The sequence below is a fragment of the Sphingomonas sp. genome (genome assembly GCF_023266535.1).
Lineage (GTDB): Bacteria > Pseudomonadota > Alphaproteobacteria > Sphingomonadales > Sphingomonadaceae > Sphingomicrobium.
This window is the reverse complement of sequence record NZ_JAHFPY010000079.1, coordinates 1-11487: the sequence shown is the minus strand read 5'-3', so window position 1 is coordinate 11487 and position 11487 is coordinate 1. Positions and strand designations below refer to the sequence as shown.

9 protein-coding genes and 2 pseudogenes are annotated in these 11487 nt (G+C 61.1%); 6 read left to right on the top strand and 5 right to left on the bottom strand.

What is annotated here, in order from left to right:
- Nucleotides 1-237, top strand: a pseudogene (locus tag Q0C64_RS11525) (hypothetical protein); the annotation flags it as partial.
- On the opposite strand, the gene mltG reads toward Q0C64_RS11525, so the two are convergent.
- The 3 genes from mltG to Q0C64_RS11510 form a co-directional block, all read right to left on the bottom strand.
- On the bottom strand, nt 238-1206 hold the full coding sequence (gene mltG / locus Q0C64_RS11520; RefSeq protein WP_294123909.1) for an endolytic transglycosylase MltG: 969 nt from the start codon (nt 1204-1206) through the stop codon (nt 238-240).
- Nucleotides 1207-1216: 10 nt separating this feature from the next.
- The gene (gene fabF / locus Q0C64_RS11515; RefSeq protein ID WP_294123907.1) at nt 1217-2479 is read right to left on the bottom strand and encodes a beta-ketoacyl-ACP synthase II; all 1263 of its coding nucleotides are present in this window, start codon (nt 2477-2479) and stop codon (nt 1217-1219) included.
- 104 nt (nt 2480-2583) lie between these two features.
- Complete coding sequence (locus tag Q0C64_RS11510; RefSeq protein WP_106639538.1) at nt 2584-2820, bottom strand: acyl carrier protein; 237 nt, start codon at nt 2818-2820, stop codon at nt 2584-2586.
- An 87-nt stretch (nt 2821-2907) separates the two neighbouring features.
- Between Q0C64_RS11510 and Q0C64_RS11505 the strand changes: the two genes are divergently transcribed.
- The 4 genes from Q0C64_RS11505 to Q0C64_RS11490 all read left to right on the top strand — a co-directional run bounded on the left by Q0C64_RS11505 (nt 2908) and on the right by Q0C64_RS11490 (nt 7953).
- On the top strand, nt 2908-3384 hold the full coding sequence (locus Q0C64_RS11505) for a vgr related protein (RefSeq protein ID WP_294123899.1): 477 nt from the start codon (nt 2908-2910) through the stop codon (nt 3382-3384).
- Between the two features lie 99 nt (nt 3385-3483).
- Entirely contained in the window at nt 3484-6156 is a 2673-nt protein-coding gene (locus Q0C64_RS11500) for a TonB-dependent receptor (RefSeq protein WP_294123897.1), read from the top strand.
- A 96-nt stretch (nt 6157-6252) separates the two neighbouring features.
- Nucleotides 6253-6789, top strand: a complete 537-nt coding sequence (locus tag Q0C64_RS11495) for a GNAT family N-acetyltransferase (RefSeq protein ID WP_294123895.1) — start codon at nt 6253-6255, stop codon at nt 6787-6789.
- 3 nt (nt 6790-6792) lie between these two features.
- Nucleotides 6793-7953 carry an FAD-dependent oxidoreductase gene (locus Q0C64_RS11490; protein ID WP_294123893.1) on the top strand — a complete coding sequence of 387 codons (1161 nt, stop codon included), beginning with the start codon at nt 6793-6795 and terminating at the stop codon, nt 7951-7953.
- 18 nt (nt 7954-7971) lie between these two features.
- On the opposite strand, the gene Q0C64_RS11485 is transcribed toward Q0C64_RS11490, so the two are convergent.
- Nucleotides 7972-11043 (bottom strand): TonB-dependent receptor, encoded by a 3072-nt coding sequence (locus tag Q0C64_RS11485; protein ID WP_294123892.1) that lies wholly within the window; start codon nt 11041-11043, stop codon nt 7972-7974.
- Between the two features lie 161 nt (nt 11044-11204).
- Here Q0C64_RS11485 and Q0C64_RS13410 point away from each other — a divergent pair.
- Nucleotides 11205-11315, top strand: a pseudogene (locus tag Q0C64_RS13410) (toll/interleukin-1 receptor domain-containing protein); the annotation flags it as partial.
- Here the strand turns inward: Q0C64_RS13410 and Q0C64_RS11480 are convergent.
- A partial coding sequence (locus Q0C64_RS11480; RefSeq protein WP_294123911.1) for a hypothetical protein occupies nt 11277-11487 on the bottom strand: 211 nt, incomplete at its 5' end. The pseudogene Q0C64_RS13410 and the gene Q0C64_RS11480 overlap by 39 nt on opposite strands.

Here is an 11487-nt window from a genome sequence, read left to right as displayed (position 1 = left end):
CAGGACTTGGCCGATACCGCCCTGGCCGGCAGGGTAATCGCGTCGCACTATGCCGAACCGCTGCTGCGGCACCTGGTCGCCGCCGCGCAACTGCTCGGCGAACCTGGCGGCGAGGTGCTGGCCGAGCTGCGGGCCGGCGACGAGATCCGCATGCTCGACCTGAGCCGGGGCTGGGCCTGGGGTTACGGCCCCGATGGCCGGGTCGGCTATATCGAAGCTGGCGCGGTCGGAATTTAGCTACATCTCGCCGCGTTTCCGGCGGATCGCGTACCATTTGGCGACATTGGCATTATGCTGGGCCAGCGTGTCGGCGAACACATGGCCGCCGGTCCCGTCGGCGACGAAATAGAGCGCCTTGGTCGGGGCGGGGTTGAGCACCGCGGCGATGCTGTCCTTGCCCGGATTGGCGATCGGACCCCTGGGCAGGCCCGGCTCGCGGTAGGTGTTGTAGCCGGTAATGGCATTCAGCTCCGACCTCCGGATGCGCCGGCCCAACGGCTTGCCCTGGGTAATCGGGTAGATGACAGTCGGATCGGCATCGAGCTTCATGCCGATGCGCAAGCGGTTGCAATAGACACCGGCCACCATTTGCCGCTCGGATGGCTTGCCGGTCTCCTTCTCGACGATCGAGGCGAGGATCACCGCATCCCGTTCGGAATAGACCGGGCAATTGCCCTTGCGGGCGGCCCACAGCCTGGCCAGTTCCTGGTCCATCGCGTCGGTCATCCGTTTCAACACGGCAGCGCGCGTTTCGTCGGCCTGCCAGTCATAGCTGTTGGGTAGGACCGACCCCTCTGCAGGCAACGGCGCCGGGCCGGTGAGGTCCGAAAGTGCGGCCAGCTTCTCCTGCACCAGGATCGACGGCATCCCCTCCGGAATCGTCAGCAGGCGGACCACTGGGTGGCCGTGCTGGAGGATATCGAGCACCCTGGCACCGCCGGTCCCGGCGGGAATTTCGAACTCGCCGGCCTGGACCGGGTCCGACGAGCCAAAGATTCGGGCCATGCCGCGGTAGGTTCTGGCTGTGCCTGGAATGATCCCTTGCCGCTCGAGCTGGCGCGCCACCGAGGCAAGCGTTGAACCTTCCTCGACCTTCACCCGGTGAATGCCCGGGCTGGGTCCGGCCGCCAGCCAGAGCCGCCAAAAGGCAGCGGTGCCGGCCACCAGGCCGATCACCAGCACGGCTAGGATCAGCCGCTTGAGCATTGGCTGACGCTCAGTTGACCGCCTTCACGACCAACGAGGCGTTGGTCCCGCCAAAACCGAAGCTGTTGTTGAGCGCGGCGCGCACTTCACGCTTCTTGGCCTTGTGCGGAACCAGGTCGACACCGGCCGTGCCCTCGCTTGGATTATCGAGGTTGAGCGTCGGCGGGACGATCTGGTCGCGAATGGCAAGGATGCAGAAGATCGTCTCAACCGCGCCAGCGCCGCCCAGCAAATGGCCGATCGCCGACTTGGTCGAGCTCATCGACACATTGGCAATCTCGTTGCCGAACAGCCGGCGAACCGCCCCCAGCTCCAGCTCGTCGCCCATCGGCGTGGAAGTGCCATGGGCGTTGATATAGTCGATGTCCGCTGGCGTCATTCCCGCCTTTTTCAGCGCCATTTCCATCGAGCGAAACGCGCCGGAACCCTCGGGATGCGGCGCGGTGACGTGATAGGCGTCCCCGGAAAGGCCATAGCCGACGACTTCGGCGTAGATTTTGGCGCCGCGCGCCTTGGCGTGCTCATACTCCTCGAGCACAACCACGCCCGCGCCTTCGCCCATGACGAAGCCGTCACGGTCCTGGTCATACGGACGCGAAGCCTTTTCGGGCTGGTCGTTGAAATTGGTCGACAGCGCCCGCGCCTGGGCGAAGCCGGCAATGCCGATCGGGCATATCGTCGCTTCGGCGCCGCCGGCGAGCATGATGTCGGCGTCGTCGTCCTTGATCATCCGCGCCGCGTCGCCGATCGAATGAGCGCCGGTCGAGCAGGCGGTGACGACCGCGTGGTTCGGCCCCATCAGTCCATATTTGATGCTGACCTGGCCGGAGATGAGGTTGATCAGGCGGCCATGGACGAAATGCGGACTGACCCGGCCCGGCCCCTTTTCGGCCAGCACCAGCGATTCGCTCTCGATTCCCGGCAATCCGCCGATTCCCGAGCCGATCGAGCAGCCGGCGCGAAGCTTGGTCGCTTCGTCCATCTCGGTCAGGCCGGCGTCCTCGATCGCTTGGCCGGCGGCGTCGATGCCGTAGATGATGAACGGATCGACTTGCCGCTGGACCTTGTGATCGACCCGCTTGCCGGGATCGAAGCCATAGGGGTGGTCGGCCGGCTTCACTTCGCAAGCGACATGGCATTTCTGATCGCTGGAATCGAACCTGGTAATCCTTCCAGCGCCGGACTTGGCGGCGATGATGTTCGCCCATGTAGTTTCGACGTCGCCCCCCAGCGGCGTCACCAGCCCCAGACCTGTCACCACGACACGGCGCATGCAGAAATTCCCTTCAACCCGTCCTCAAACGCAAACGGCCTCCCGAGAAATCCGGGAAGCCGTTCGTGCCGCCTTTTCGGCGGGCGGCAGCCGATCGGTCCCGATCAGCCCTTATTCTGGTCGATATAGTCGATCGCGTCCTTGACGGTGGCGATCTTCTCGGCCGCATCGTCCGGAATTTCGACGCCGAATTCTTCTTCGAACGCCATCACCAGCTCGACGATATCAAGGCTGTCGGCACCGAGATCGTCGATGAAGCTCGCTTCCTCGGTGACCTTCTCGGCTTCGACGCCGAGATGCTCGACGACGATCTTTTTCACCCGGTCGGCGGTCTCGCTCATGTGGACTTTCCTCCATTAGATTTTGGGCTGCCCTAGCGGCAGCCGCGACACTGGGCAAGCGGGAGTTGCGGCACTAGCTTTCGGGCCATGAAAGGCGCGCGCCCCCTTACGTCCGGCGAAATCGAGCTGGCCAGCTCGATGTTTGGCGATGCCATCGACTATGGCCGGGTAAGGATGGTCCGCCGTAAATGGTGGCCGTTCCAGCCCAAGGGGATCGTCATGGCCCCGACCGGCAACATCCATTTCCACCCCGATAGTGCTATCTGGTCCGAGGATTTTTCCAGGGAGCGGCTCTCGCTCCAGGGCCTGTTCATCCACGAAATGACTCACGTCTGGCAGACGCAGACCCGCGGGCGATTCTACCTTCCGCTGATGCGCCATCCCTTCTGCCGTTACGGCTATAAGGTGGTCGAGGGTCGTCCATTCAATCGATATGGCCTGGAACAGCAGGCCGAAATGGTCCGCCATTGCTTCCTCGCAGGGTGCGGAAATGCCGTTGGACCGTTAACGGATCGCAGTTTCCTGCCGTTCACCAGAGCTGTTACAGAAACGCAACAGTCGTAAGCGAAGTGCAGCACCCCCCTTTTCGAAGCTGCGAAGTAGCATAGTCTGCCATTCGTCGAAAAAGATGTCTGCTGTTCGTCGAAAATTCCAACTGGGGGAATGATGATGATATTCCGCAATCAAGCTGCGCGTAACCTTTTGATCGGTGCAGCAACGCTGGCACTTGCCACGCCCGCATGGGCGCAGGCCGCTGATGCCGCCGCACAACCGCAGGCGGCCCCGGCAGCCAACGAAGCTGAAGCAGAAATCGTTGTGACGGGCACGCGGCGGCTCGACCGCAGCGTGACCGACTCAGCTTCGCCGGTCGATGTGGTTTCGTCAGGGGAGCTTCAGGCAGCCCCGACGGCCAACATGCTGGATACGCTGAAGAATATCGTGCCCTCTTTCTTCGTCGGGCAAAACGCGATCTCCGACGCTTCAAGCTTCGTGCGCCCGCCTTCTCTGCGCGGCCTGCCGCCAGACGAGGTGCTGGTGATGATCAACGGCAAGCGGTTCAACCGTTCCGCCCTTGTCCAGGTCTTCAGCGGCGGCGAAAGCGGCCTGGCGTTCGGCTCCCATGGCGCCGACATTTCGTCGATCCCTTCAATCGCGATCAAGAACCTGCAAATTTTGCGTGAGGGTGCAACGGCACAGTACGGGTCCGACGCGATTGCCGGCGTGCTCAACTATGGGCTGCGCGATGATACCGGTCTCGAACTGATTGGCCGCTACGGCCAGTTCTACGAAGGCGATGGACACAGCTATCAGGTTTCCGGAAACGGCGGTCTCAAGCTGGGCGACATTGGTTTCATCAATCTTTCGGCGGAATATCATAAAGACGGTCAAACCAGCCGTGGTGAAACCCGTCCGACGGCGGTGGCGTTCGCCCAGGAAAATCCGTCCCTTGAGGACCAGCTTCCGCACTTCCCGTTGCCGGCCCAGATCTGGGGCAATTCGCCGTCCCACGGCTACAAGTTCGTGCTTAATTCGGGCATCGACTTTACCGACAACGTCCATTGGTACCTGTTCGGCAACCTGGCGCACAACAAGGCGGATGAGAGCTTCAATTTCCGCTCGTCGCTGCTCGGGACGCGGCCATTCGCCGCATTTGACGGCACCAACAACATCATCGCCAATTTGGGTGGCCGGTCGTTCTTCCAGCACCCCTATTATCAGACGCTGTGCCCCGCCGGGAATGTGACCTGTCCGGCGGGAGCTTATGTCCTCGACAGCAATACATTCTTCCTGAATTCGATCTATCCGGCCGGCTTCACGCCGCGCTTCGTCGGTGTGACCGACCAGGTCTATGTGGCCACGGGACTGAAAGGATCGTTCGAATCCGGCTTCCGTTACGATCTGTCGGGCTCGCTGGCCCGCAACAGGCTCAACCTGTCGATGTACAACTCGATCAGCCCTTCATACGGCGGCCTGTCCCAGACCAGCTTTGAGTTCGGCAAGCAGATCCAGAAGGAAGTGACCCTCAACCTCGACGTGGCCTATGAGCTCCAGGCGGGCCTTGCCAGCCCGATCACCCTGTCAGGCGGTGCGGAATTCCGGAGGGAAACCTATAAGACGACCGCGGGCGATGTGCAGTCCTATAGCGCCGGTCCATATGCCGCGCCTCACCCGCTCTACCAGGAGACATTCCCGGGCAGCGGCGTCTACGTGAACACGGGGACGTTCACGGCCGTGGAGGACCCGGCGGCGAGCGGTTATGGCGGGACCAGCCCGACCTATGCCGGAAGTCATAACGAGAAGAGCTGGGGCGTCTATGCCGGCGCTGAAGCCGACGTCACCGACCAGCTAACTGTCGGTGCAGCTGTACGTCATGAAGATTATGAAATCTCCGGCGGCAGCACGGTGTTCAAGGTCAATGGCAAATATGACTTCAATGACGCCATTGCCATCCGCGGCACCGTCGGTACCGGCTTCCACGCTCCTTCGCCGGGGCAGAACAATGCCCAGGTGCTGACCACCAACTTCCTTTTCGGAACCTCGGTGCAGGTCGGCACTTTCCCGGTGACCAGCGCGGTCGCGCAATATTTCGGTGCGGTACCGCTCAAACCCGCCAAGGCGACCAATTATGGCCTTGGTACGGTGATCACTCCGACCAAGAACCTTACGCTGACGATCGACCTGTACAGCATCAAGGTCAAAGACCGGATCTTCATCTCGCAGCCGTTCTTCGTGACCCCTGCCGACATCATCGCTTTGCCCGAACTCGCCTCGGTCGGCGTCGGCGGCACGGTTCAGTATTTCACGAACAGCTTCGATACCCGGACCCGGGGCCTCGACTTCGTCGGCACCTACCGGACCGACCTGGCCGGCGGGAATCTCGATGTGACCCTTGCCTATAACTACAACGACACCAAGGTGACGAGTTTCGATCCTGGAACGATCGCACCGGCGCAGATCATCGACGCCGAGCGCCTGGCGCCCCATCACCGGGCAAACCTCCAACTTGCTTGGAAGCATGGACCCTTCGGGTTCAATGTCGCCGAGCATTATTATGGCAGTTGGCGGTCTGAACTGGATTATCCGGGCCAGAAGTTCGGTTCGAAATTCACGACTGACATCGAGGGAAGCTACACCTTCTTCGAAGATCACCTCACGCTGTCTGCGGGCGTGCAAAATCTGTTCGACGATCATCCGGACAGGATTGCCGCATCGCCGCAGAATCCGATCTTCGATATTACCGACAGTCTGGCCGACGGCCAGGTCTATCCCCGCAACGGCGGCCCCTTCGGGTTCAACGGCGGGTTCTGGTACGTTCGCCTTCGGGCCAAATATTGATCCATTGTATTTGAGTGTTGATCGGGGCGGGAAGGTCAAACTTCCTGCCCCGATTTTGTTTGCACCAGTGCCAAGCTGGCCCCAACATTCAAGGCGATGCTAGACCTTTCCCACCGCCTCGCCAGCACCGACGACCTGCCGGCGCTGCACGCCCTCATGACGCGTTCGATCGAGCATTTGCAGGGAGACTTCCTCAGCCCGCAGCAGGTGCGGGCAAGCCACAAGGTGATGGGGCTTGATACCCAGCTGGTGCTCGACGGCACCTACTTCGTGGTCGAGCTGGACAACCAGATCGTCGGCAGCGGCGGTTGGAGCTGGCGCGCGACCCTCTATGGCGGCGACGACAGCATTGTCACCCGCGAACCGGCGGCGCTCGACCCCGCAACCGACGCGGCCAAAATTCGCGCGATGTATACCGATCCCGATTTCGCCCGCCGGGGCATCGGCAGCACGATCCTTCGCCTGTGCGAAGAAGCAGCGCGGAACGCCGGCTTTGCACGGGCGGAGATGATGGCCACCATGGCCGGTGAACCGCTTTATCGCGCCTGCGGCTATCTCCCGGTCGAATCCATCCTCTCGGCGCCGATTGATGGTGTACAAGTGCCGCTGCTGCGCATGGAAAAGGCACTGTAGCAGGTGCCAGCCAGCACTGCCCGGATTGCCGTGATCGGCGCCGGCGTGTTCGGTTCATGGACCGCCGAGCATCTCCGCCGTGCCGGCCACCAAGTGACCCTGCTCGACATGGAAGGACCGGCGCACAACCGCGCCAGCTCGGGCGGCGAGAGTCGCATGACCCGCGGCGCCTATGGCAAGGATGCCATCTACACCCGCATGGCGCTCGACAGCCTCAAGGAATGGAAAGCGCTCAGCGCCACCGCAGGACTGCCGATCCTCATTCCGAATGGCGTGCTGTTCTTTTTCCCTGAGGAACAAGCCTATCTGACCGACAGCATCGCGGCGCATCGGGCCCTCGGCCTGCCAAGCGAGCTGCTCGACGGGCCGGCCATGGCGCGCCGCTTCCCGATGATCGATTTCAGCGGTGTTCGTGCCGGCATTTTCGAGCCGGGCTTCGGTGCGCTGATGGCCAGTCGCGCGGTCCAGACCCTGGTCAGGAATTATGTCGCCGCTGGCGGCGAGTTCCGCCACGAGCTGACCCATTTTCCGCAGCATGGCGGCCCGTTGAAATCGATCCAGTTTGCCAGCGGTTCGACGCTGGAGGCCGATGCGTTCGTCTTCGCGCTTGGCCCCTGGCTGCCGAAACATTTCCCGGACCTGCTCGGTAGCCGCATCTTCGCCACGCGGCAGGAGATTTTCTACTTCGCGCCGCCCGAAGGCGACCGCCGCTTCCTGCCCTACGTCATGCCGGGCTGGGCGGATTTCAACGCCGGCGACATGTATTACGGCTTCCCCGATCTCGAGGCGCGCGGCGTCAAATTCGCCCATGACAAGCATGGCGTCGCGGTCGATCCCGACATCCAGTCGCGCGAACATACACAGGCTGCGCTCGACGAGGTGATTGCCTTCCGCGACCGCCGCTTCCCGCTGCTAAGGGGCGCGCCGCTGACCGGCGCCGAAGTCTGCCAATATGAGAATAGTTCGAACGGCGATTTCCTGATCGACCGCCACCCGGCGATGCCTAATGTCGTGCTGGTCGGAGGCGGGTCGGGCCATGGCTTCAAGCATGGCCCCGAGGTCGGCCGTTTGGCTGCGGAACTGGCACTAAGCGGCGGAGTTCAGTCCGAGCCGCGGTTCAGCCTCGCCACCAAGGGCGACACCCAGCACCGCGAAGTACATTAGCCCGGCTCATCTGACCTTCTAGAAATTCGCCGTGAACCCGGCGAAGAGATAGCGGCCGAGAGGATCGTAAAGTTCGGGGAAGGTGTTGCCGCTGCAAATGCTTTCCGGGCAAGCGTTTGCTGGGAAGTCTCCTGTCGCTGTGATGATCGGCGGCTCACGATCGAAAATATTATTGACGCCGATGCGTAGGCTCAGACTCTTTGAAAATTGGGCAATCGCCGACAGGTCGAAGTAACTCTGTGCGCGGATCTTCTCGTCTCCGAGCCGCCATGGACCGAGTAAATTCAAGTTGCCCGCAATCGAACGGTCCAGGCGAACGCTGCCGACAAATCGCCACTGGAGTGACAGCGAAAATGGCTCAAGTGTCCATGTCGCCCTTGCTTTGTGCCGCCAGTCGGATTTGGGCACCCCACAACCGACCCCATAAGCTCCGGAGCATTCGAACGGTAGCGCAAGGCCACCGGGATCGAAGGTAAGTCGGTCGAGCCAGCTTCCCAAAAGCTCCAGATCTACCGAACCAAGCGATCCTATCGGGTGACTATAATTGACACCGACGTCGATCCCGCGTGTGTGGACACCGCCGATATTCGCATAGCGGCTGTCGACGAACCCGTCCGGACTCATCCAGAGCGAGCCGTTGGCATCGCGATGGATGCGGCTGCAGAACAACGGGTCGCCGGTCAGTATGCAAGTGTTCATGGTGCGGGTTGGGCCAACGCCACCAATCGATCCATTGAGGCGAATATCGAACCAGTCGATTGTCAAACTGAAACGCGGGATGAGGCTCGGCCGCAGCACCATCCCGACCGATTTTGTTGTTGCCCGCTCAGGATCGAGATCCGGATTGCCGCCGAAAATTGTGTTGTAGGGGATCGTATCTAGGTTTGGACTTGTGGGGATGTGACCATATTGCGCCGCAGTTACACCGGTTAGCGCGCATTGTTCTGCGGTCGCGTCGGGAGTGGCCCCGGTGCATGGATCAAACCGAAATCCCCCCGGCAAAGTGGGAAGGAATAGTTCCTGTACGTTGGGCGCGCGAACTGCGCGCTGCAGGCTGGCGCGGAAACGGATATCCTTTATCGGCGCAATTTCCAGGCCGACCTTATAGCTCGCTACCGAGAATTTATTTTCGGAGTTGGATTGCCAGGATTTGCGATAACCGGCCTCAAGCACCAGGCTATTGATGATGCGATCCGTTTCCAGCGGGATGCGGGCTTCAGCAAATAGCTCCTTTGCTTTTGTGGTCCCTTGGACCGGCTGCACGCTGATGTCGCCGCCCGCAATATCGGCCGCTATGTAGAATTCGTCGGGCTCGAATTTGAGCCCGTCTCTGCGATACTCAGCACCGATATTGATTGTCGGACTGTCGTTCGCCCAGGGGCTCCGGATACCCCAGTCCCCAAGGTCGATGTTGGCGAATGCGGTCGCGACAAGCTGCTTCACTTTGCCCTGCTCCTTGGGCGCAATGGTCAGATAGGAAAGTGCAGCGTCGGTAACCGCCCCCACAGCAAAAATGTCCCAGGGAACGCACGCCGGATCTTCACCGGTCAAGGTCGATCGGCATGCCGGCTGATCGGTCGCGTGGTCGGTGATTACGTCCAGTGCGCGCCGCGTCCGGGAGATCGACAAATCGTTACTGTCGGTACCGTTAAGCTTCACCTGCCCGAACACGACGCTGGCTTCATAGCTAACTCCGTTTGAGACATCACCTTTCACTCCGCCGAGGATCCTGAGATCCTTGTGCCGCAGATCGGCCGAGCGAGGTCCGCCTTCGACATTTCGGCGCAGCGGAAACAGGTTTGCGCGACGGTAGCTATTGCCAGTTACTGGATCGACGAAATCTATCGGTGCGCCGTTGATGACAATCAAATTCCCATCGTCATCAAATTCCGGAAACTGGCCAACAAAATTGCCGTCGATGCAAACCAGGTCGACTTGCTGCTGCGAAAGCAGAGGATTGTCGCAGTTGATATCGCCAATCTCGCCAAAGCTCCCAGACGGAGCCACTTGGGCGCTCGTTCGGTCGTTCAAATACATTATTTCGAGGAATGGCTTGGCCGCTTTGCTGATCTCGTATTCGGCGAAAAGCCCGGCGGTGATACGCCTGCCGGGTCGTTGAAAATAGTTGAACGGAGCGTAATTGTAGCGGGTAAGGCCTTCGTCAAAGTCGCGGTCCGCAACGACCTGGAACGGACCGCTTATGTTCGTGAAAAATGTGCCGGTCGGAGAAGTAAGCGACCCGCCGCAATTGAAGACGTTGCTGCCGACACGGCCCTGCGTAGCGCAAGCGCTGTAATCACGCCTGTCCTGCGTAGCCGCCGAAAGATGCCGATAGCCGGCATAGACAGTCGCATGCCCGCGATTATCAGCGAAGCTCAATCCATATGCACCATTGATATCCTGTGCGCCGCCATCCACCACATTGCCCGTCGGGAAGTTGAAATGGCGCCTGAGCAAGGCCTGGCGGAGGTTGGCGCCATCGCGGTTATTGTGCTGGAAGAAGCTAGCCTGGCCATCAACCCGCAAGCCGTCGAGGTCGGTTTCAAGGATGAAATTGACCGCGCCCGCGACAGCGTCGGAGCCATATACCGACGATGCGCCGCCGGTCAGCACTTCGACCCGTTTGATCAGAGCGGTCGGAACGGCGTTGATGTCGGGGACGGGATCGAAGGGATCACCTGGAAGAAGCCGCCGGCCATTGATCAGCACGAGGGTGCGGCCCGGACCCAGCCCCCTCAGGTCGACCGTGGCGGCCCCGGTCGCGCCGTTGGACAGGAAGGCGCCCTGGCTTGGCACGACTTGAGGCAGCGTATTGAGCAGGCCCTCGGTAAGGATCGCGCCCGAGCGACGCACCTCTTCGCCATCGATCATTGTGACCGGGCTGATGGCGGTGAGATTCGGCCGGGGGATGCGCGAGCCCACCACGACGATCAATTCCTCGCCAGGTTGCGGGTCAGGACCTTGCACTGCAACTGCCGGAGCGTTGGAAGTCGGCTCTTGTGCTCGCACGACAGAAGTCACTGCGAACAATGCCAAAAGCATTAGACCGTCGCGAACGAACGACCGGATTTGGAACTTCTTTACCCCCATTCACACGCCCCCGCTCTGGGCTCGCGAACTTCGGCAGGAGAACCTACATATGAACCCGATTGATTACTAACGAATAACGAAAACACTATGATAAGGCCTTGCCGTCCGCCCGTTGCGTCTGACAGGCAGTTCGCGCACATTCGCTTCAACGGGGAGCAGCGATGGCCAGCATTTTCCTCAGCTATTCGCATGAGGACCGCAAACGCGCGGAAGGCATCGCTCAGTCGCTGCAATCAGCCGGACATGAGGTTTGGTGGGACAAGCACCTCCGCGCCGGCAGCCGCTTTTCCAAAGACATCAACGAGGCGTTGAAGAAATCCGACCTCGTCGCCGCGCAGGCCCTCCAGCACGATCCTGATCTTGTCTTCGGCCGAGAAGTGCCGGCGGGTCGCCCGGCGGATGTCCTTCACCACCTGCTCGGCAGGCCTTTTGGCGCTTGAGGAT

Excerpts from the sequence above, each read along its gene's own strand:
- mltG (WP_294123909.1), bottom strand. The coding sequence starts at position 1,206 with ATGCTCAAGCGGCTGATCCTAGCCGTGCTGGTGATCGGCCTGGTGGCC.
- fabF (WP_294123907.1), bottom strand. The coding sequence starts at position 2,479 with ATGCGCCGTGTCGTGGTGACAGGTCTGGGGCTGGTGACGCCGCTGGGG.
- Q0C64_RS11485 (WP_294123892.1), bottom strand. The coding sequence starts at position 11,043 with ATGGGGGTAAAGAAGTTCCAAATCCGGTCGTTCGTTCGCGACGGTCTA.
- Q0C64_RS11500 (WP_294123897.1), top strand. The coding sequence starts at position 3,484 with ATGATGATGATATTCCGCAATCAAGCTGCGCGTAACCTTTTGATCGGT.
- Q0C64_RS11495 (WP_294123895.1), top strand. The coding sequence starts at position 6,253 with ATGCTAGACCTTTCCCACCGCCTCGCCAGCACCGACGACCTGCCGGCG.
- Q0C64_RS11510 (WP_106639538.1), bottom strand. The coding sequence starts at position 2,820 with ATGAGCGAGACCGCCGACCGGGTGAAAAAGATCGTCGTCGAGCATCTC.
- Q0C64_RS11505 (WP_294123899.1), top strand. The coding sequence starts at position 2,908 with ATGAAAGGCGCGCGCCCCCTTACGTCCGGCGAAATCGAGCTGGCCAGC.